The organism is Nitriliruptor alkaliphilus DSM 45188 (genome assembly GCF_000969705.1).
GTDB lineage: Bacteria > Actinomycetota > Nitriliruptoria > Nitriliruptorales > Nitriliruptoraceae > Nitriliruptor > Nitriliruptor alkaliphilus.
Window position 1 is genome coordinate 3316382 of record NZ_KQ033901.1, and the last position, 20594, is coordinate 3336975.

General features: G+C 71.8%; 20 protein-coding genes and 1 tRNA gene. 12 read left to right on the plus strand and 9 right to left on the minus strand.

The features are described from left to right. Positions 1 to 69: 69 nt before the first annotated feature. From NITAL_RS15425 to NITAL_RS15440, 4 genes are all read right to left on the minus strand, one after another. Positions 70 to 1260 carry a hypothetical protein gene (locus tag NITAL_RS15425; protein WP_052667132.1) on the minus strand — a complete coding sequence of 397 codons (1191 nt, stop codon included), beginning with the start codon at positions 1258 to 1260 and terminating at the stop codon, positions 70 to 72. Positions 1261 to 1316: 56 nt separating this feature from the next. Then, the gene (locus tag NITAL_RS15430) at positions 1317 to 2108 is read right to left on the minus strand and encodes an SDR family NAD(P)-dependent oxidoreductase (protein ID WP_052667133.1); all 792 of its coding nucleotides are present in this window, start codon (positions 2106 to 2108) and stop codon (positions 1317 to 1319) included. 124 nt (positions 2109 to 2232) lie between these two features. Beyond that, on the minus strand, positions 2233 to 3585 hold the full coding sequence (locus tag NITAL_RS15435) for a TldD/PmbA family protein (protein WP_052667134.1): 1353 nt from the start codon (positions 3583 to 3585) through the stop codon (positions 2233 to 2235). After that, positions 3582 to 5048: a TldD/PmbA family protein gene (locus tag NITAL_RS15440; RefSeq protein WP_052667135.1), complete on the minus strand. Its 1467-nt coding sequence runs from the start codon at positions 5046 to 5048 to the stop codon at positions 3582 to 3584. Before NITAL_RS15440 ends, NITAL_RS15435 begins: the two co-directional genes overlap by 4 nt. Positions 5049 to 5242: 194 nt before the next feature. On the opposite strand from NITAL_RS15440, the gene NITAL_RS15445 reads away from it, so the two are divergent. From NITAL_RS15445 to NITAL_RS27360, 3 genes are all read left to right on the plus strand, one after another. Next, complete coding sequence (locus NITAL_RS15445) at positions 5243 to 5881, plus strand: hypothetical protein (RefSeq protein ID WP_052667136.1); 639 nt, start codon at positions 5243 to 5245, stop codon at positions 5879 to 5881. Between the two features lie 100 nt (positions 5882 to 5981). Next, the gene (gene rsgA / locus NITAL_RS15450) at positions 5982 to 6989 is read left to right on the plus strand and encodes a ribosome small subunit-dependent GTPase A (protein WP_052667137.1); all 1008 of its coding nucleotides are present in this window, start codon (positions 5982 to 5984) and stop codon (positions 6987 to 6989) included. A gap of 97 nt (positions 6990 to 7086) precedes the next feature. Then, positions 7087 to 7257 (plus strand): hypothetical protein, encoded by a 171-nt coding sequence (locus NITAL_RS27360; RefSeq protein WP_157041868.1) that lies wholly within the window; start codon positions 7087 to 7089, stop codon positions 7255 to 7257. Between the two features lie 88 nt (positions 7258 to 7345). On the opposite strand, the gene NITAL_RS15455 is transcribed toward NITAL_RS27360, so the two are convergent. The 3 genes from NITAL_RS15455 to NITAL_RS15465 all read right to left on the minus strand — a co-directional run bounded on the left by NITAL_RS15455 (position 7346) and on the right by NITAL_RS15465 (position 10019). Next, positions 7346 to 7786 carry a type II toxin-antitoxin system VapC family toxin gene (locus tag NITAL_RS15455; RefSeq protein WP_052667138.1) on the minus strand — a complete coding sequence of 147 codons (441 nt, stop codon included), beginning with the start codon at positions 7784 to 7786 and terminating at the stop codon, positions 7346 to 7348. Further along, positions 7783 to 8043 carry a type II toxin-antitoxin system Phd/YefM family antitoxin gene (locus NITAL_RS15460; protein WP_052667139.1) on the minus strand — a complete coding sequence of 87 codons (261 nt, stop codon included), beginning with the start codon at positions 8041 to 8043 and terminating at the stop codon, positions 7783 to 7785. Before NITAL_RS15460 ends, NITAL_RS15455 begins: the two co-directional genes overlap by 4 nt. A 761-nt stretch (positions 8044 to 8804) precedes the next feature. Continuing rightward, positions 8805 to 10019 (minus strand): ROK family transcriptional regulator, encoded by a 1215-nt coding sequence (locus NITAL_RS15465; RefSeq protein ID WP_083441629.1) that lies wholly within the window; start codon positions 10017 to 10019, stop codon positions 8805 to 8807. A 223-nt stretch (positions 10020 to 10242) separates the two neighbouring features. Here NITAL_RS15465 and NITAL_RS15470 point away from each other — a divergent pair, with 223 nt between their 5' ends. Genes NITAL_RS15470 through NITAL_RS15500 form a run of 7 tightly spaced genes read left to right on the plus strand, consistent with a single transcriptional unit; the run spans position 10243 to position 18336 of the window. Then, positions 10243 to 11277 (plus strand): Gfo/Idh/MocA family protein, encoded by a 1035-nt coding sequence (locus NITAL_RS15470; RefSeq protein WP_052669716.1) that lies wholly within the window; start codon positions 10243 to 10245, stop codon positions 11275 to 11277. Continuing rightward, entirely contained in the window at positions 11274 to 12812 is a 1539-nt protein-coding gene (locus NITAL_RS15475) for a sugar ABC transporter ATP-binding protein (protein WP_211262443.1), read from the plus strand. Before NITAL_RS15470 ends, NITAL_RS15475 begins: the two co-directional genes overlap by 4 nt. Next, positions 12809 to 13876 carry an ABC transporter permease gene (locus NITAL_RS15480; protein WP_052667140.1) on the plus strand — a complete coding sequence of 356 codons (1068 nt, stop codon included), beginning with the start codon at positions 12809 to 12811 and terminating at the stop codon, positions 13874 to 13876. Before NITAL_RS15475 ends, NITAL_RS15480 begins: the two co-directional genes overlap by 4 nt. Next, positions 13873 to 14928 (plus strand): ABC transporter permease, encoded by a 1056-nt coding sequence (locus NITAL_RS15485; protein WP_052667141.1) that lies wholly within the window; start codon positions 13873 to 13875, stop codon positions 14926 to 14928. The genes NITAL_RS15480 and NITAL_RS15485 overlap by 4 nt, the downstream gene beginning before the upstream one ends. Further along, positions 14921 to 16180 carry a substrate-binding domain-containing protein gene (locus NITAL_RS15490; RefSeq protein WP_052667142.1) on the plus strand — a complete coding sequence of 420 codons (1260 nt, stop codon included), beginning with the start codon at positions 14921 to 14923 and terminating at the stop codon, positions 16178 to 16180. Before NITAL_RS15485 ends, NITAL_RS15490 begins: the two co-directional genes overlap by 8 nt. 25 nt (positions 16181 to 16205) lie before the next feature. Next, a complete protein-coding gene (locus NITAL_RS15495; protein ID WP_052667143.1) occupies positions 16206 to 17090 on the plus strand; it encodes a sugar phosphate isomerase/epimerase family protein in 885 nt (294 codons plus the stop codon). Between the two features lies 1 nt (position 17091). After that, on the plus strand, positions 17092 to 18336 hold the full coding sequence (locus tag NITAL_RS15500) for a sugar phosphate isomerase/epimerase family protein (protein ID WP_052667144.1): 1245 nt from the start codon (positions 17092 to 17094) through the stop codon (positions 18334 to 18336). 24 nt (positions 18337 to 18360) lie between these two features. Here the strand turns inward: NITAL_RS15500 and NITAL_RS28590 are convergent, their stop codons facing one another. Then, entirely contained in the window at positions 18361 to 18717 is a 357-nt protein-coding gene (locus tag NITAL_RS28590) for an HNH endonuclease signature motif containing protein (RefSeq protein WP_052667145.1), read from the minus strand. Here NITAL_RS28590 and NITAL_RS15510 point away from each other — a divergent pair. Both NITAL_RS15510 and NITAL_RS15515 read left to right on the plus strand, forming a co-directional pair. Then, positions 18701 to 19084, plus strand: coding sequence for a hypothetical protein (locus NITAL_RS15510; protein ID WP_052667146.1), 384 nt, complete (start codon positions 18701 to 18703; stop codon positions 19082 to 19084). The two genes, NITAL_RS28590 and NITAL_RS15510, sit on opposite strands and share 17 nt — an antisense overlap. Before the next feature lie 82 nt (positions 19085 to 19166). After that, positions 19167 to 19240: transfer RNA gene (locus tag NITAL_RS15515), tRNA-Cys, on the plus strand. A gap of 98 nt (positions 19241 to 19338) precedes the next feature. Here NITAL_RS15515 and NITAL_RS15520 read toward each other — a convergent pair. Continuing rightward, positions 19339 to 20517 carry a site-specific integrase gene (locus NITAL_RS15520; protein WP_052667147.1) on the minus strand — a complete coding sequence of 393 codons (1179 nt, stop codon included), beginning with the start codon at positions 20515 to 20517 and terminating at the stop codon, positions 19339 to 19341. Positions 20518 to 20594 lie beyond the last annotated feature (77 nt).

Sequence of the window (20594 nt, forward strand, 5' to 3'; positions counted from 1 at the left end):
CCGGACACAGCGTGCGTCGGAGCAGGTTGGGAGACGGTAGGGGCCACACCGGTGTCGCTGGGGGCCGGGCTACGTGGCGAGCAGACGGGCACGCACGAGCGGCCGGCGTGGATCGCCCTCGTCGAGCTCCGCGTAGGCGTGCTCGTGGACGGCCAGATCGTCCGGTTCGAGCTGCCCGAAGCGCACGGCGGGGGTCGGATCGGAGCAGCGCAACACCGCGTCGCGGACGGCGACGTGGAGGTAGTCGCGGTGCTCGACGATCGCCGGTGAGCTGCTGCGTGGCAGGAGCGAGCCGCGGTAGCGCGTCACGGCCGCGGTGACGAGCCCGGCCTCGAGCAGCCGTTCGACCTCGAGGTGGTCGGCGGCGACGGTGCCCGTGAGCCGGTACGGCCGTGAGCCGATCAGCCCGTCGAGCTGTCGCCGGAGGTGGGAGACCTCGGCCTTGCAGGAGCCGGTCGAGGCGGTGTGGTCGGGGTAGACCGCGGCGTGGAGCTGTTCGAGGTCGCAGCCAGCCGGTCGCAGCGTCAGGACCGTCAACAGCTCGAGCTGGCGCGGCGCCAGGTGCACCTCGCGGCCCCCGTGGTGCACGACGGGGTCGTTGCCGAGGGTGCGCAGCTGGAGGGTGCCGCAACCGACGTCGGCGTCGAGCTGCTGCTGGACGCACCGGGCCAGGGTGGTCGCGGTCGCCAGGGCGAGCGGGTGGGCGAGGTCCCAGGTCGTCGACAGATCGATCACGCCGAGGGGCCGTCCCGTGGCGTCGTGCAGCGGTGCCGAGTAGCACACCCAGTCGTGCACCGCCGCGCTGTAGTGCTCGGCCGAGAACACCGTCTGGGGCGTGCCGGTCCGCAGCGCCAGATCGAGGGCGTTCGTGCCGACCGACAGCTCGTCCCACCGGCCACCGACGACGAAGTTCACGTGCGCTGCGCGGTCCCGCATCCGCTGCCCGCCGTGGGCGAAGAGGATCTTGCCGGCAGGGTCGGTGACGGCGACCACGAAGTCGTCCATCGCCACGCGGGTGAGCTCGGGGAGCAGCGCCTGGATCGGGGCGTACAGTGGCGAGGCGCGCCACTCCTCGGCGGTCGCGTCGGGGTCGTCGACGGGCGCCTCGGGCTGGTCGGGCCGCACGTGCCGGGCCGACCGGGCCCACGAGTCGCGGACCTCGTCCCGGACGCCGGCGTCGGGGCGGGCGGCGTGCACGTACCCGTCCCAGGCCGTCGTGGCCTGGTCCCTCCGCGACCACAGCTCGTCACGTGCCGACACCCGCGCTCCCTGCTCCCCGCGCCACGGTAGCGCCGAGGAGGCCGGGCCCCGGCCGATCAGGTGAAGCGGTTGATGACACCGGCCACGACGCGGCGGCTGACGGTGGAGGGCGTGACCGACGACAGGCCGGTGGTGACCTGGTTGAGGGCGCCGCTGACGACGACGCCGCGACCGCGGCTGACCCCGTCGACCCCCGCGCAGGCGACGGGCTCGACGTCCTGCCACAGGAAGTCCGGGATCCTGGCGGCCTCGTCCTCCGCCCCCGCCGCGGTGACGAAGTCGCTCCGGGTGAACCCCGGGCACAGGGCGGTGACGTGCACCCCGCTGCCGCGCAGCTCCTCGTGGACGGCCTCGGTGAAGGACGACACGTAGGCCTTGGTGGCGGCGTACACCGCGAAGTGCGGGACCGGCTGGAAGCCGCCGACCGACGACACGTTGAGCACGCCGCCGTGCCCGGCAGCGACCAGGCGTGGCAGCACCGCGTGGGTGAGTCGGGTGAGCGCCGTCACGTTCAGCTCGATGCAGGTCGTGGCCTCGTCGGGGGTCGAGTCGATGAACGCCCCGGTGCTGCCCCAGCCCGCGTTGTTGACCAGCAGGTCGACGGCGGCATCCTCGGTGCGCAGCCGGTCCTCGACGCGCTCGAGCTGGCCCGGGTCGGTCAGGTCGGCGGGGAGCACCTCGACGTCGACGCCGTGGGCGGCGCGCCACTGCTCGGCGAGCGCCTCGAGCTGGTCGGCGGAACGCGCGACGACCACCAGCTCGGTCCCGCGGGTGGCCAGCTCGCTGGCGATCGCCGCGCCGATGCCCGTCGAGGCACCGGTCACGAGAGCACGGGTGAACCGCTGCATGCACATCTCCGGAAGGTCGCGGAGCGGCCACGCTACGCGACCCTGCCCACCGCGCTGCTGCCCGGACGAGCAGGGGTGACCGGCTGCTGGCAGCGATCGGCGTCGCTGCCAGCGGTCGGCGTGCTCAGCCCTTCGCGCCGCCGGTGAAGTTCCAGCTCGCCAGCTGCATCGATGGCGCTAGGACCATGCCCTCGCCGAACTCGCCCGAGGCGAACCGGTCGTCCCCGCCGATGGCGGTCACCTGCCCCTCACCGAGCGCCGCGAGGAAGGACTGGGTGAAGCGCAGGTTGCCGACCGCACCGGCGACCTTCCCGTCCTCGATCAGGAACGTGCCGTTGCGTGTGAGCCCGGTCACGACCTGGGATTTCGGGTCGAGGATGCGGCAGTAGTGGAACTGGTTGACCAGCAGCCCGCGTTCGACCGATCCGATCATCGCGTCCACGTCGGCGCTGCCCGGTTGGAGCAGGACCGTGCCCGGCAGGGCACCGAAACCCTCACCCCCGGGCAGGGCGTCGCCCGTGGTCCGCGCGTCGACGGCCTTGGCCGTCCGGCGGTCGTGGGAGAGGTTGCGGGTGACCCCGTCCTCGACCAGGTGGTAGCGCGACCGTGGTGACCCCTCGGCGTCGAAGGGCAGGCCGATCGCCCGTGGGTCGGTCGGGTCGGCGGTGAGGGTGATCGCCCGGTCGAACTGCTGCGCATCGAGCTGGGCGAAGGAGGCGCCCTCGCGGTGGGCCTTGCCGTTGAAGCCGTAGAAGGCGAGGAAGGTCACCAGCGTGGCGACTGCCTCGGGCAGCAGCACGACCGGGTAGGCGCCCGGGTCGATGTCCACGGCCGTCTCGCTCCGGCGGGCGAGGTCGGCGGCCCGCCCGCCACAGGCCGATGCATCGAGGTCGCGCAGGCGGTACGAGGTCCCGTGGGAGCTGCCGGCCGACGTCGCGGTCTGGTGGATGCCGTCCAGCGTCGCGCGCGTGGCGGCGCCCGCCACACGTTGGCCGGCGGTCGAGGCGAACGCGGCTTCCGTCGTCGCGGTGTCGACGAAGCCCGCCGCCCGCAGGTCCGGCCCCTCGTCGACGAAGTCCTTCACCAGCCGTGCGCGCTCGTCGGGCGTGGCGTCCGCCGTCGCCGCATCGAGGTTGCCGACGTGGGTGACCTCGGCGGGTGGCGTGGCACCCGGCCACGTCGGGTCCACCGGCTGCATGCGCGCGGAGGTGAGCGTGCGCTCGACCAGTTGGCGCATCCCCTCGGGGTCGAGGTCGGTGGTCGACGCCGTGGCGGTGCGTCCGTCGATGGCGAGGGTCAGGCGCACCACGCGGGTGTCCTCGCCCACGTGCTGGTGGATGAAGGAGTTGGCGAAGCGGGTCAGGCCGTGCCGCGTGCGCGTGACGCTGACGTTGGCCTCGGCATCGCTGGCGACGTCGCCGACGGTGCGCAGGACCTCGTCGGCGGCCTGCTGGAGCTGCTCGAGCATCTCGCTCATCCCTTCACCCCCACGCGTACGCCGCGGAAGCGTCCCGGGGACGCGGGGTGCCCGGTGTGGCCGATCTGCATCGGTTGCCCCTTGCCGCAGTTGGGCACGCCCCAGGCCATCCACTCCTCCTCGCCCGCCAGCCGGTCGAGCGACCCCCAGAACCGCGGGGTGATCCCGGTGTAGGTCGGGTTCTTGACCATCCGGGCGCGCTTGCCCTTGACGACCTCCCAGCCGATCTCGCAACCGAACTGGAAGTTGAGGCGCTTGTCGTCGATCGACCACGACCGGTTGGTGGCCATCACGACGCCGTGATCGGTGTCCGCGACGATGTCCTCCATCGTGCCCTCGCCGGGCGTGAGGCCGACGTTGGTCATCCGCACCATCGGGAGGCGGTTGAACCCGTCCGCGCGGACCATCCCACCCGGTGGCAGACCGGCGAGGTGCGCCGAATCCCGGCCGGACAGCACGCCGACCCAGGTGCCCTCGCGCACGATGTCGACGCACTGTGCGGGGGTGCCTTCGTCGTCGTAGCCGAAGGTGGCCAGCGCGCCGGGGATGGTCGCGTCGGCGGTGATGTTCATCAGCTCCGAGCCGTACTTCAGCGACCCGAGCTGCTCGAGGTCGAGGAACGAGGTGCCGGCGAAGGCGGCCTCCCAGCCGAGGATGCGGTCGAGCTCGATGGCGTGCCCGACCGACTCGTGGATCTGCAGCGCCAGCTGCGACGACTCGAGGATGAGGTCCAGCTCCCCGGCCGGGCAGTCGGCGGCAGTCAACAGCTGCACGGCCTCCTCGGCGACGCGCCCGGCGTGTGCGGGCAGGTCGAAGCGCCGGATGACCTCGTAGCCGCCGGTCTCGACGTGGCCGAACGATTGCGGGTAGCTACGGCGCTGGGTCTCGTGTTCGCCGACGGCGGTGGCGTCCATCCCGCACCCGCTCTCGACCAGGTGCTGGGCGATGCGGTGGCCCTGCGAGGACACGAACCACTTCTCGGTGTCCCAGAACATCAGCTGGGCGGTGGTGACCGCGACACCGTCGACCTCGAGCATCGCGGCGGTCACGCCCGTGACCAGCTCCACCTTCTCGCTCAAGGGGACCGCGAAGGGGTCCTCGGCATGGGGGGTCTGGTAGGTGTCCTGGCGGACCTCGACATCGGCCAGCTGCAGGTCGCTGCCGGGGGCGAGGGCCGATGCCTTGGCGGTGGCGGTGGCCTCGGCGCCGACGCGGCCGGCGGCGCTCGCGGTCAGGTCGGAGGTGGCCGCGAACCCCCACGACGAACCGATCAGTGCGCGCACACCGAGGCCGAGATCCTCGTCGGTGGCCACGGTCTCGAGTTCGCCGTTGCGGGCCGCGATGCGTTCGCTCCGGCGCCGCACCACGCGGGCGTCGGCGTAGGTCGCACCGGCTGCGAGGGCGGCCTCGACGGCGGTGCTGGCCAGGTCGTAGCCGGTGTCGTCGAAGGCGTGGTTGGCCACGGTCGGTCCTCGAGGTCGTCGACGGAACGCAGTCGGGGGGACGCTACCGGTGGTCCCCGTGGGGTGCCGGACGCCTGAGGCCGTCCGTCCGCGTCCGGTCGGCCGCGACCGTCGACGCTACGTTCCGCGGCCGTCGGACGTCGGCGTGCCGCGAGGGCGGCCGTGTGGTCACAGGCGGACGGGGAGGCGGAGCGGTGTCGGACCGTGCGGATCCGACCGCCGACGAGGTGAGGGCGCGTGGACATCGCCTTCGTGGCGCCCTCAGCGTCGATCGGTGGGCACGGTGGACGCGCCGGCTGGCGAACGTGCTGGCGGCGGTCGCCGTGGCGGCCGCGCTCCTTGCTGCGGCGGCGGCCGTCCGGGCGCTCGGGACCGGGTCGGCCGTCGTGCTCAGCGCGGTGTGCGCGGTCCCGGCCCTGGTCGCGATGCTGCTCCGAGCGAGGGCCATCTGGTTGGTCGAGGCCATCCCCGACCTGCTGGCCGAGCTGCGGACGGCCGCCGACCGTAGCGATGGATCCGACGGCTCGGGCCGCAGCGAGGCGGTGGCCGTCCTCCGGGCGCAGACCGATGAGGTGCAAGCGCTCGTGAGCGGGGCGCGCCGACGGTCGCTGCGCGGGATGTACCGCGTGTTCAAGCTGCTCCGCTCGCCGGTGACCGAGGCGACGAGGATGGCGAGCAAGCACCTCGGCGACCGGGCCGCCCTCTCGCTGTCGACCACGACCGGCGCGGCGTCACGGCTGGTCGGCTTCGCCCCGCTGATGTGGCTGGCCGGGCTCGGGACCGTCGTCGTCGTCGGCACCGCGCTCGTGCTGCTCGTCGTGGGCACGTTCTGATCCGGGCCGTCCGGTCCTCCGGACCGCCCGGCCCAGCTCGCCCAGCCCACAGGTCGCGCCCCCGTGCGACAGGCTCGCTGGCGGCGTGACAGGATGCACCGTGCCGAGGATCGATGTCGAAGCGTTCGAGGACGAGTGGGAGGATGACCACTCGTTCGTCGAGCCGCGCCGTCGGAGCGATGCGCTGAGCGAGACGGCCAAGCAGAAGGTCGCGACGCACGAGATCGCGCGGGTCGTGGCCGTCGACCGGGGCCGCATCATGGTGGTCTTCGACGGCGAACTGCTCCCCGCCCGGTTCGCGGGCGGGATGCGCGGCACCAAGGTCGTGGTCGGCGACGAGGTCCGCATCACGCCACCACGGGACGACAACGACGTCGCCCGCATCACCGAGCTGCTCGATCGGCGGACGTGGCTGACCCGCACCGGGGACGACGCACAGGACGACGAACGGGTGGTGGTCGCCAACGCCGACCAGGTGGTGGTGGTGCTGACCGCCGATCACCTCGAGGTCGGTGCGCGCTTCGCCGACCGGGTCCTCGTGGCTGCCTCCGTCGGGCACCTCGATGCGGTCCTGTGCATCAACAAGCTCGACCTGATCGACGATCGCGGCGAGTTCGACGAGGTCGCCGCGCGCTACGAGGCCCTCGGTGTCCCGGTCCGCGGGACCTCGGCGGTGACGGGGGAGGGGCTCGATGAACTCCGGATGCTGCTGACCGGGGTGTGGAGCGCGTTCTCGGGCCACTCCGGCGTGGGCAAGTCGTCCCTGTTCAACCTGCTCGTGCCCGACGCGGACCACGCCGTCGGCGAGATCGGCCGCTTCGGCGGTCGTCACACCACCGTGGCGTCGAAGGCGGTCCCGATCCCCGCGATCGACGCCTGGCTGGTCGACACACCGGGGGTCCGTTCCTTCGGGCTCGGGACCCTCGCAGCGGAGCACCTCACCCGGCACATGCCCGAGCTGGACCGACTCGAGTGTGCGCTCGACGACTGTGTGCACGACGGCGAGCCCGGCTGCGCGCTGCCGGACGCGCTCGCGGCCGGCGACGTGCACCCGACGCGCCTCGAGACCTACCGGCGCCTGCTCGCCGCGCTGCGCGACAACGATTGAGACACCTGCGCAGCCGGCGGCAGCGTCTCGCCAGCACCGAGGTACGTTCGTTCGAGGCAGCGACGAACTCGACGGGGCGCTCCAGGAGGGACACCACGTGATCGTGATCGTGCTCGTGCTGCTCGTGCTGCTCGTGGTGATGCTCCTGCGGTTGTTCGGCCCTGGTGGAGGGGGCGGTGGTGGCTGGGACGGGGAGCCACGCGACCCCGATGGGCCCGACGACGGGCTCTCGGCCGTTCCGGAACGCGAGCGATCTCGCGTGCGATGAGCCGCCCCGCGGGGCTCAGGTGCCGTTGGGTTCGGCAGGAGTGTTGCTGAGACAGGCCCCAGCGACGTGCGCGTAGCGGGCGTTCTGCTTACCCATCATGACCGTCGACGGAGGTATCGGCGACCGCCATGCCGAGCGCTCCGGCTGCGGCGCACAGGCTGCGGTCGCCAGCCACCAGGACCGTCGCGTCGTCACGAACCCGTTCGGCCGCTGCCAGGTGAACGGCGTCGTAGCCACGCAGCGCGTGGTGCTGTGCGAGCTCGCCTGCGCGACGCACGATGCGCTCGTCGACCTCCAAGAGGTCCAGGCTGACGTACAGACCCTCGAGCCCCTCGATCGCCGTGGTGAGGTCAGCCGCGGCGAGCCGTCCCATCCGCGTCGCCTGAGCGAGGGCGGCGCGAGCCTCGGCGTAAATCAGCCGCACGGCGACGACGTTGTCAGCCACATCCCACAACCGGGCGGCACGGTCCGAGCCCGGTTCGTCGACCAAGAGCGGGATGAGCGCGGACGTGTCGAAGTAGGCGATCACCGACGCTGCTCAGCGACGAGGCCGCTGACCTGTCCGGTGACGGCCACACGGGTCGTCGGGCGGCGTCGGTCACGGGTCGCTGCCGGCGTGACGAGGCCCTCGGCGATCAGCCGGTCGAGCGTGTGTGGCCCGTCGACCGGGATCAGCCTCGCGATGGGTTGTCCCCGGTCGGTGACGGTCAGCTCCTCACCGGACCGGACACGCTCGAGGTAGCGGCTCAGGTGATCGCGCAGGTCCCGGATCCCGGCCTCGGCCATGACACGACCTCCCGATGTGGCGTCATTAGACTGCCGATTGTAGCCACGCTCTCGGAGGGTTCGGAGGGCGAGGCTCCAACCTGTGTACAACCGCCACAGCCTCGACTGCCACGCCACTCGCCATCGTCCAGTACATCGCCGGATCCGGGTGGAGGATCCGGGCGTATCTGCCTGGTGGCGGTAGCGGGCGCTGACGAACTCAGCGGGTGACGAGGCGTACCTCGATGTGCTCGTGGTCGCCCGCTGCTCGGGTGGTCGCCCACTGGAGCGATGCCGCGGCATCGCTCCGGGATCAGTGGCTACCGACCTGCGCAGGACCGTCGCAGGCGGGTGGAAGACACGGGCGTTTGACAGTTGCTGGCTGCTGGACGCCAGAAGTTGCCGCCGACGGGCGCGGATCACCCGGTTCCCGTGGCAGTTCCTGGCTGTCAGGCGCCAGGAACTGCCGTCGTGACGGCCTCAGCGGAGGCGCTCCAGCACCGACGTCAAGGTGGGCGCAACCGTCGCAGCCGGTGCTGGACACGGGCGTGTTGACGCGGGGGGGCTCGGCGGAGCGAACGCCGTAGCGGGTGCAGATCGTCGGACGGAACCGACGATCTGCACCCGGTAGACGGCGCCACGGCTTCCACGAACGAAGGATCGGGAACGGTTCGCAGATCACGCGACAACCGCTGCAGCCGTATCTTCACGACGCCCATCGTGGGACGGGGTGACCACGGACCACCGTTCTGGTGGGCCTATCCAGCACCACCCGCTGCCGCTCAGGTGCCGTTGACCCGGGCGTCGACGCGGCTCGGCGCGAGGCCGTGGTCGATCACCATCACCGCAGCGCCGAGGATGCCGGCACGGTCGCCGGTGCGTGAGCTGACGATCCGCAGGTGCTGGGTGGCCAGGGGCAGGGAGCGGCGGTAGATCACCTCGCGGATCCCGGCGATGAGGTGGTCCCCGACGAGGCCGAGCGACCCACCGATGACGATGACGGAGGGGTTGAGCAGGTTGACGACGGCGGCCAGGACCTCGCCGATGTCCCGGCCGGCCTCGCGGATGAGCTGGATGGCCGGCACCGAGCCGGCCCGGGCGAGCTCGACCACGTCGAGGGCCGAGCTGGCGTCGATGCCCTGCTCCTGCAACCGTCGGGCGACCGCGGCGCCGCTCGCGACCGCTTCGAGGCACCCGACGTTGCCGCACCGACACAGGACCTGTTCCTCGCGCGCCAGCTGGACGTGTCCCAGGTCGCCGGCGGCACCCTGGGCGCCCCGGTGGACGTGGCCATCGCTGATGATCCCGCACCCGATGCCGGTGGCGACCTTGATGAACAGCAGGTGTTGTTCGTCGGGCCAGGTCGCGAAGTGCTCGCCGAGCGCCATGATGTTCACGTCGTTGTCGACCAGCACCGGAGCGTCCAGCCGCTGCGTGAGGTGACCTTGCACGTCGAAGCCGTCCCAACCGGGCATGATCGGCGGGTTGACGGGTCGCCCGGCGGAGTGCTCGACCGGTCCGGGGAGGCCGAGGCCGACGCCGAGCAGCTCGCTGGCCTCCCGACCGCTGTGATCGAGCAGTCGCTCGCCGACGGTCACCACCCGGTCGAGGACGTGGTCGGGACCGAGCGCGATGTCGAGGTCCTCGCGGTGCTCCTCGAGGACCCTGCCGGCGAGGTCGGTGACCGCGAACCGGGCGTGGGTGGCGCCGAGGTCGGCGGCGAAGGTCACGCGCGCGCCGGGGTTGAACGCGAACCGCACCGGGGGGCGCCCGCCGGTGGATACCGCGGCGCCGGCCGGGGCGAGCAGCCCGCTGGCGAGCAGCGCGTCCACGCGCTGGGTCACCGTGGAGCGGGCGAGCCCGGTGACGGCGGCGAGCTCGGAGCGGGTCCGCGGCTCGCCGTCGCGCAGGAGCGAGAGCAGATCGCCCGCTCCCGCCACCGCGTTGGCGGTGGCTGACGCGGTCGCTCTGGTCACCGAGCCGGGTGTGCGTGCCATGCGGGAAGTGAAGCACCCCGATCTTCGGTGTGCTCGCCCCGTCGAAGTCCGCTCGATGAAACGCAACTTCTGCTTGACAGTCGACGGAAGTTCGCGTTGGGTACGGGGCATGGGAGTTCGGGAGTTCGCGCCGGGCTCGACCACGTCCGAGCTCGGCGGCCTGGCGGCCACCGACGGGGCGTCCGTCGAGCCACCACGCGTCGCCATCGTCGGCGCCGGGTTCATGGGGCGTGTGCACGCTCGTGCGGTCCGTGTCGCCGGTGGTCGCGTGGTCGGGGTGGCGTCCTCGACGCCGGAGCGGGCGCGCCGTGCGCAGGCCGAGCTCGGTGCCGAACAGGTCTTCGCGGACGTCGATGCGGTGCTCGCCGACCCCGAGGTCGACGTCGTCCACGTGTGCACCCCCAACCACCTGCACGCACCGATCGCCTCGGCGGCGCTGGCGGCCGGCAAGCACGTGGTGTGCGAGAAGCCGCTCGCCACCGACGCCGGGACGACGGCCGACCTGGTCGCCGCCGCGGAGGGTCGGATCGCCACGGTCCCGTTCGTCTACCGCTTCCACCCCGTGGTCCGCGAGGCGCGCGCCCGGGTCCGCGACGGCGCGATCGGGGCCATCCACCTCGTGCACGGCAGCTACCTGCAGGACTGGCTGCTGCACCCTGGTGACGACAACTGGCGGGTCGACCCCGCCCTCGGTGGTCCCTCACGCGCGTTCGGCGACATCGGCTCGCACTGGTGCGACCTGCTCGAGTTCGTCACCGGCGACCGCATCGCCCGCGTGTCGGCCATGGCCTCGACCGTCAACCCCCAACGGGGCCAGCGGTCCGTGGCGACCGAGGACGTCGTGACCGTCCAGTTCGTGACGGGTGCGGGTGTGCTCGGCACCTGCGTCATCAGTCAGGTCTCGGCTGGTCGCAAGAACCGCCTGTACCTCGAGGTCTCCGGTGCCGACGGCAGCCTCGGGTTCGACCAGGAGGACCCCGAACGGCTCTGGCTCGGGGGACGCGAGGCCAGCGGTCACCTGGTGCGCGACCCCGACACCCTGCACCCCGATGCGGCCCGCTACGCCCGCCTGCCGGCGGGGCACGCGCAGGGGTACCAGGACTGCTTCGACGCGTTCGTCGCGGACACGTTCGAGGCCATCCGCAGCGTCGCGCCGGACGGGCTGCCGACCTTCGCCGACGGGCACCGCGCAGCCCTGCTGGCGGAGGCCGTGCTCGCCTCTGCCAGGGACGAACGCTGGGTCGAGGTGGCGCCGTGAACACACCGCATGGCCTGGTCCCAGGTGCGACGCCGGCAGCTGCCCCGCCGCTGCTGGAGGTCCGCGCGATCCGCAAGTCCTTCCTGGGCGTGGAGGTGCTGCACGGCATCGACCTCGACCTGCGTGCCGGCGAGGTGCACGCCCTCGTCGGCGAGAACGGCGCCGGCAAGTCGACGCTGATGAAGATCATCGCCGGGGTCCACCAGCCCGATGGCGGCACCATCCACCTCGACGGGGCCCCGGTCACCTTCACCCACCCGCTCGCCGCGTACGAGGCGGGCGTGTCCACGGTGTTCCAGGAGTTCAACCTTCTGCCCGAGCGGACCATCGCCGAGAACGTCTACCTCGGGCGGGAACCACGGCGCCGCGGTGTGGTCGACGAACGCCGGATGATCGCCGACACCGGACGGCTGCTCGCCGATCTCGGCATCACCCAGCTCGCGCCACGCCGTCGCGTCCGGACGTTGTCGGTCGCCGAGCAGCAGGTCGTCGAGATCGTCAAGGCGCTGTCCTACGACGCACGGATCGTCTCGATGGACGAGCCGACGGCGGCGCTGGCCGACCACGAGGTCGAACTGCTGTACCGGCTGGTCCGCACGCTCCGCGATCGCGATGTGGCGGTGCTGTACGTCTCACACCGCCTCAAGGAGATCTTCGACCTCGCCGACCGGGTCACCGTGCTCAAGGACGGTCACCTCGTCGACACCGTCGACACCGCGGACCTCACCCCCGACGCCCTGGTCAAGAAGATGGTCGGGCGCTCGTTCACGGCGTTCTTCCCCGACCCGCTGCCGACGACCTCGATCGGGGACGTGCGGCTGCGGGTCCGTGGTGGCGGCAACGACCAGGTCGATGACATCGACCTCGAGGTCCGGGCGGGCGAGATCGTCGGCCTCGCGGGGCTCCAGGGCAGTGGCCGCACCGAGCTCGGCCACGCCCTCTTCGGGGTGGATCGCTTCACCCGCGGGCAGGTCGAGCTCGACGGGCGACCGGTCACCATCCGCTCGCCGCGGCAGGCGGTCGGGCACGGGATCGCGCTGGTCAGCGAGGACCGCAAGCGTGAGGGGCTCGCGCTGAACCAGTCGATCCTCGCCAACGCACGCCTCGTGGTCGATGCGGTGACCCCGAGGAACGCCGCACGGCGCGCCCTGGAGGTGCCGAGCCTGCTCGAACAGCTCGAGCTGATCGCGCAGGGGCTCGACCAGGAGGTGCAGTACCTGTCCGGCGGGAACCAGCAGAAGGTCGTCCTCGCCAAGTGGCTGGTGACGCAGCCGCGGCTGATCGTGCTGGACGAGCCCACCCGCGGGATCGACGTCGGCGCCAAGCGCGCCGTCCACGACCTGGTGCGCCAGCTCGCCGACCGGGGCGTGGCCACCGTGCTGATCTCCTCCGAGCTGCCCGAGGTCCTCGGGATGGCCGACCGGATCGTCGTGCTGCACGACGGCCGCATCGCGGGAGAGGTCGATCCGAGCGTCGGCGAGGAGCACGTCATGGCCCTCGCCACGGGTCACCACGACACGGAGGGGACCCCGTGAGCGCGGCCGTCGGCGCCGTCGTGCCCGCCCCCGTGCGCCGGCTCGGGACGACCGGGCTGGTCTACCTCGCGCTGCTCGTGATCGTGGTGCTCAGCACCCTCCTCGTCGGAGCGCAGGGCGGCAACCTGCTGTCGCGCGCGAACCTCGTGGACCTGCTCACCCGCTCCAGCCTCCTCGGGTTCGTGGCGATCGGGCAGACCTTCGTCATCCTCGGCCGCTCGCTGGACCTGTCGGTCGGGCACGTGATGGCGCTGTCGAGCCTGCTGGGCGCGACGACGATGGCGGGCGACCCTGCCCGTATCCCGCTCGGCATCGCCGTGGCGCTCGGGGCAGCCGCGCTGATCGGCCTGGTCAACGGGGTGGTGGTCGCCAAGCTGCGCGTCAACGCCTTCATCGCCACCCTCGGCATGAGCCTGATCCTCCGCGGCTACCTCGACACCAACTACCGCGGGCCGGCCGGCAACGTGCCCTCCGTCTTCCAGGGGTTCGGTTACACGCGTATCGGCCCGGTCCCGGTGTCGACGGCCGTGATGCTGGGTGTGGCCGTGTTGGCGATCGTGCTGCTGCGTCGCAGCCGGTTCGGCTTCCACCTCTACGCGGTCGGCGGCAGCGACGAGGTCGCGCGCCTGTCGGGCATCCGCACCGACCGCGTGCTCATCGGTGCGCACGTGCTGTGCTCGGTCGCGGCCGGCATCGCAGGGTTGCTGATCGCCGCCCGTTTCGGCACCGGCAGCGCGCTGGTGTACGGGTCCGGGTACGACCTCGAGTCGATCGCGGCGGTGGTCCTCGGTGGGACCTACCTGCTCGGCGGGCGTGGCGGCGTGGGCGGGACCGTCGCCGGCGTGATGATCCTGTCGGTGCTCGACACGGTCTTCAACATCCTCGCCGTGGACCCGTTCTTCAAGGACGTGCTGCGCGGCACCATCATCATCGCCGCCGTCGCGATCTACGCCCGGCGCCAGCTGGAACGACGCGCCGCCCGCGTCCGGTTCGGGCAGAGCCCACCACCGACCACGCCCGCAGCGCAGCCTGCGGTCCCCGCCGAGCCGGGGGCGCGACCGTGACCGCCCCGGTGGCTGCCCCGGACCTGCGCGAGCGTCTCGCCCGCTTCGCGGCGAGCGGCACTGCGCCGGTGGCGCTCCTCCTCGTGGTCGTCCTCGTGGCGATCGTGGTGATCAACCCCAGCTTCGCGCAGCCGCGGCCCATGCTCGCGTTGCTGCAGAAGGCGGCTCCCCTCGTCATCCTCGCCGTCGGGCAGTACCTGGTGATCGTGTCGGGTGAGTTCGACCTGTCGGTCGGCTCCCTCGTCGGTGCGCAGGTGGTCATCGCCGCCCGGTTCATCGACGGCGACGAAGCCATGACGCTGCCGATCCTCGGGGTCATGCTCGCGTTCGGCATCGTGGTGGGCCTCGTCAACGGGCTCGTGACCACCATCCTCAAGGTGCCGTCCTTCATCACCACGCTCGGCATGCTGCTCGTGCTCGCCGGTGCGATCCGCCTGTGGACCGGTGGCGCACCGACCGGGGCGCTGTCCGACGCGTTCCGCACCCTCGGCCGCGGCGGGATCGAGAACGTGCCGGGCATCGGCCGCATCCCGTGGGCCGTGTTCGTCGCGGCGTTCGTGACCGCCGCGATCGTCGCCCTCGTGCGGCGCCCCTACGGCCGGGTCCTCATCGCGGTCGGGGACAACGATCGCGCCGCCGCGTTCGCCGGCGTCCGTGTCGCGCGGACCCGGACCATCGCTTTCGTCCTGTCGAGCGTGCTCGCCACGATCGCTGCCGTGCTCATCGGTGGCTTCGCGGGCGTCACGGCGCAGGTCGGTCAGGGCCTCGAGTTCACCGCGATCACTGCGGTGGTCCTCGGTGGTGTGGTGCTCGGCGGGGGGCGCGGCACCGTCGTGGCCGCCGTCCTCGGTGCGCTCGCCCTCGAGAGCCTGTTCACGCTGTTCAACCAGCTCGGCCTGCCGTCGACGCTGCGGCCCACCGCCCAGGGGATCATCCTCATCGCGGCGGTGGCGTACGCGTCACGGACGGTCAGCCGGCCCCGTACCACCCGGCACGACCCACCCCCGGCACAGCCCGTGCCGGCGACCGCATCAGGAGGCAACGATGCGTAAGTCCCGCACGCTCATCGCGTGCTCCGTGGCGGTGAGCATGCTGCTCACTGCCTGCGCCACCGACGACCCCGACGACACCCCGCCGCCGGCCGATGCCACCGACGCCGGTGACGTCGACGCCGGTGACATCGATGACGGTGACATCGACGCCGACGACGCCGGTGAGCAGACGGCCGACGACGAGTGGTTCGTCCGCGCCGACTACGAGCGCCAGCTGGCTCAGCGCACCGCGACCCCCGAAGGTGACGACGCCGAGCCGTGGCTGCAGGCCATCGAGCCCGACTGGGTCGACACCGACGAGTACGGCGACGGCGGCGACCGGACGCTGTGCTTCTCGAACGCCTCGGTCTCCAACCCGTGGCGCGTGACCGGCTACATCACCATGCAGGAGCAGGTCGAGGTGCTGCAGGAGGCGGGTGAGATCGGCGAGTTCCGGGTCTCGGACGCGGCCGACGACGACAACCAGCAGATCTCCGACATCCAGGCCTTCATCGAGGCGGGTGACTGCGACGCGATGATCATCTCGCCGTCCACCACCGCGACGCTGACGCCGGCCGTCCAGGCGGCGTGCGACAGCGGCGTCCCGGTCATCGTCTTCGACCGCGGGGTCGACACCGACTGTGCCGTGACGTTCATCCACCCGATCGGCGGCTACGCCTACGGGGCGGACGGCGCGGACTTCCTGGTCGAGAACCTCGAACCGGGGTCCACGGTCCTGGCGCTGCGCATCCTGCCTGGTGTCGACGTGCTCGAGCACCGCTGGGCGGCGGCGCAGGAGATCTTCGGTGACAGCGAACTCGAGGTCCTCGGGTTCGAGTTCACCGGCGGTGACGGTGCCCAGATCAAGGACATCGTCGGTCAGTACCTCCAGCGCGGCAACGTCGACGGCATCTGGATGGACGCGGGCGCTGGCTCCGTTGCGGCCGTCGAGGCCTACGAGGACGCTGGGATGGACTACCCGGTGATGGTCGGCGAGGACGAGCTCGGCTTCCTCCGCAAGTGGGAGGAGACCGGGATCACGGCGATCGCGCCCGTGTACTCCAACTTCCAGTGGCGGACGCCGGTCTTGGCGGCCGTGCGCATCTGGGACGGTGAGCAGGTGCCGAGCGAGTGGGTCCTGCCGCAGGAGCCGATCACGGAGGCGGACCTGTCCGAGCACGTGGAGGCCAACGCCGACATGCCGGACCTGCACTACGCGAAGTTCGGCGGCGAGGACCTGCCCGGCTATCCCGGAGCGTGGCAGGACCGCTGATCCACCGCGGTGGGAGCGCGACCGGATGCGCGCTCCCACCGCGACGACGAGAGGGCACGGCGTGCGGCGCGAGCTCGGTGTCAACACCTGGGTGTGGGTCTCCCCCCTCACCGACGAACGGTTGGCCGAGCTCGCGCCCCGCGTGCGCGGGTGGGGCTTCGAGGTCATCGAACTGCCCGTCGAAGCCCCGGGGGACTGGGACCCGGGGTTCGCCTCCGAGATCCTCGCCGAGCACGACCTGCGCGCCAGCGTCGTGCTGGTCATGGGCGAGGGGCGCGAACTGGTCGCGACCGACGCCGGGACGGTGGCGTCGACCCAGGACTACCTGCGTCACGTCGTCGACGTGGCGCAGGTGGTCGGGGCACCGGTCATCGCCGGGCCGGCGTACGCATCGGTCGGTCGGACCTGGCGCCTGACACCGGACGAACGCCGGGCCGCCTACGCCGAGCTCCGCGAGCACCTCGCACCGGTCGTCGATCACGCCGCGTCGGCTGGGGTGAGGCTCGGTGTCGAACCGCTCAACCGCTACGAGACCAGCCTGCTCAACACCGTCGACCAGTGCCTCGAGGCGTTGGAGGGGCTGCCGCCCGAGCACTGTGGCATCGCCTTCGACGTCTACCACGCCAACATCGAGGAGCAGGACGTCCCCGACGCGATCCGCCGGGCTGGGGACCGCATCGTGCACGTTCAGGTCTGCGCCAACGATCGTGGCGCACCGGGCGCCGACCACCTCGACTGGCCCGGCATCATCGGTGCGCTGGACGACGTCGGGTACGCGGGACCGCTCGTGATCGAGTCCTTCACGGCCGAGAACGCCACCATCGCCACGGCGGCGTCCATCTGGCGTCCGTTGGCGGTCAGCCAGGACGCCATCGCCACCGACGGCATCGAGTTCCTCCGGAGGTTCTGAAGTGGGCGACGTCACACCGTTCGAGCCGGTCCACATGCCCGTCGGGATCCTGACGGCGGCGCTGCAGGAGTTGACCCCCCGTGAACGCCGCGACCCCGACCCGGACCTGGCGGTCGAGGAGTGGCTGGCCTACGCGGCGGAGATGGGCGCCGACTGCATCCAACTGTCGACGGCGTTGCACCCCTCGGTCGCGGATGTGCCGGCCGAAGCGCTGCTGGACCCGGTTGCCAACACCCTGGATCTGCGCGATCCCTTCGACGAGGCGCGGGCGCGCCGCGTCCTCGCGGCTGTGGACGGAACGGGCGTGACCATCGCCGACGTCGGCTACTTCGACGACATGCTGCACGCCGATCCGGCGGTCCGCCGCAAGAAGCACGACTTCATGCTGCGGGCCATGGACGCGGCCGTGCTGCTCGGCGTCCCCGCCGTGTGCGGGTTCGTCGGCCGCAACCAGTCGCTGTCGATGGAGCAGAACCTCGCCGACTTCGAGGCCAGCTTCGTGCCGTTGTTGGCCGAGGCCAAGGCACGGGGGCTCGAGTACCGCGTCGAGCAGTGCCCGATGCCGGGCTGGACACCCGGCGACAACGTCCACAACAACCTGGCCTACACCCCGGCGACCTGGATCGCGCTGCACCGCATCTGCGAGAAGCACGGCGTCGGTGACCAGTTCCGCGTCCACTACGACCCCTCGCACTCGATCCTGATGGGTCAGGACACCCGGTCGATGTTCCAGTACCTGCGCGACGAGGGGTACGGGTTCCTCATCACCGGCATGCACGTCAAGGGACAGGTCATCGATCCGGTGGGCCTGGCCGCGTGGGGGTACGGCGGACAGACCATCCAGCGCGGCGACTGGGTCGACGGCGAGGTGTCGTCCGATCCGGCCGATCTCGGCAACGCCTGGAAGAAGCAGACCGTCCTGTGCGAGCACGAGCTGCCCGGCACGGCACGGCACGATCCGCTCGCCTACCTGCAGAACCGCACCGTCGACTGGCTCGACCACCAGCTCGCAGCCCGTGAACTGCTCGACATCGACGTGGCGAACCTGCCGCTGATCGTCGAGCACGAGTACCCACCGGCGCGCGTCCAGGACCGCGACGCGTTGCTGCCGATCCTGGCGGGCTCGCTCGCCTTCACCCGGCACATCGACCGCGCCGCGGCTGCGATGTACGCCCTCCAGCACGAGGTGCTGGCGGCGCAGGGCATCCCCGTCCAGGGCGTCGGTCGTGAGGCCTACCGCAGCTGACCGCACCCGGCCGGCCCGGGTGGGTCAGCTGGTGTCGGGGGGTCGGCCGCGTGCGGGTCCGGCGCGGATGGTGCGGCCGGTGGGGTGGGTGAAGGTGGCGTCGGGACCATCGATGGTGATGGTCCAGCGGCCGAGGTCGAGTTTGCGGTGGTGGTGGCGGCACAGCCGGAGGGCGTTGTGGATGGTCAGGGGGCCGCGGTCGCGGCGTGCGGTGGCGTGGGCGATGTCGCACCAGGGCGGTGGGGCGTCGCAGCCGGGGTAGCGACAGCCGCCGTCACGGCCCCCGTGGCTCCCGGTGCCGTGCCGCTCCGAGGTCGGTCCGGATCGGTGGTTAGGCTCGCGGCATCCACTCGACGGAGGCGTGATGGCGCGGCGTGGCACGATCGCACGGGACATCGAGCGCGAGCTCGTGCGTGCCGCCCGTCGTCAGCGGCCCACCCACGGTCAGGTCCGCAGGGCCGCCGACGACCCGCAGCTCGTTGCGGACCGCTTCACGGTCCGGCCCGACTGGGACCGCCCGGTCGACGGCCGCGCTCCGCGCCTGTCGAGCACGGAGACCATCGCGGTCAGCGGGGTGGGACGCTTCGAAGGGGCCGACCCGCTGACGGTGGTGGTCGGGTGGCGGTCGCTCGGACGCCTGCTCGGTGTGGGCGTCCTGGCGGCGGGCGTCGGCCTGTCGTGGTGGCGCGGATCGCGGTGGGGGACCGGCCCGCTCGGGACGATCCGTGACGACCGGCCTTGGCCGTGAACCGGTCCTGAACCGGGGCCCCGTGTGCAGCGTGAGCGCGAGTCGCACCGGGACGCGCGACGCGGCTACCCTCCGCACGCCCGGCGGGGTAGCCAAGTGGTAAGGCAGAGGACTGCAAATCCTCCATCACGGGTTCGATTCCCGTCCCCGCCTCCAATCGGAACCGGCCCTTGACCTGCGGAAACGCAGCAGGGGTCGTTCCGTTCCGGACCTGTCGTCGGCCGCTTTGCCAACATTTTGCCAACATGCGGTGCTCACTCACCGGCGATCATCTTCCCGAACCGGTCCGCCGCGGAGCGCTGCTGACGGTCGTCGGGGTGCACGTACAGGTCCATCGTGGTGCTGATCCGGGAGTGCCCGAGACGCTTGGAGATCACCTCGACTGGGACGCCTCCTGCCAGCATCAAGGTGGCGTGTGAGTGGCGGACGTCGTGCAGGCGGATGGTGCGGACCTCGGCCAGCGTGCAGAGCCGACGGAACGCGATCGAGATGCTGTCCGGATCGAGCCCGGAGCCGTCCTCGCGGGTGAAGACCCGGGCGATCTCATCGGTCCAGGCGGGACCTGCGGCGAGCCGTTCCTCGAGCTGGGCGGCCCGGTGGGCCCGTACGGCGGCGACCGTGGCCTCGTCGAGGGTCACCGTGCGCTGCGCGGCGGCCGACTTCGGTCGCTCGTCGTCGTAGACGATGCGTCCCTCCCGGCCCTGCGCGCTGGTCCGGTTGCGGCGGACCTGCACGGTGCCGGTGTCGAGATCGAGGTCGTCCCAGCGGAGGGCCAACGCCTCACCACGGCGCAGTCCTGTCGTGACGTAGATCGTCCAGAGCGCGGCGAGCCGGTCCTGCGCTGCCGTGGCCAGGAACCGGCGGAGCTCCTCGATCGTCCAGGGTTGCTGCGGCGCGCTGCGCGGAGACCAGTCCTCGCGCTCTCGGGTCGGGATGCGTGCGAGCCGGGCCGGGTTCACCCGGGTGATGCCGCGCCGGACGGCGTCGTCCAACGCTGCGGCCAACACGACCCGGCAGTAGTTGACGGTCCGTCGCGAGAGCGGCCCTCCGTGGGCTCCGCCCTCGCGGTGGACGTCGCGCAGAGCGTCCTCGATGTGGGCGACGTTGAGCTCCTGCACCCGAAGCGTGCCGAGCCGCGGGATGAGGTGTCGGTCGATCTTCTGTCGGTAGGAGGCTGCGGTGGTCGGCTTGAGGTCATCCTCGGCCTTCCGGTCGACCCAATCGGTCAGGAACCGGGCGACGGTCACCTTGGTCGGCTCGACGTAGCCGTCCGACCGCACGGCCGCGATCGCCCGCGCGAGTTCGTCCTCGGCTTCCTCTCGCGAGGCGTACCCACCGCGCTCTCGTTGGCGGCGCTCGCCGGTCCGGGGGTCAGCCCGCTCGTCGTAGACGATGAAGTACGTGCTGCCGCGCTTGCGGACGTGACCCCTCATCGGAACTCCTCTCGGGTTGACCACGCGATCACGGGCTCCCCGTGGACATGGTCACCGTTCGGGCTGGTCGGCCCGCC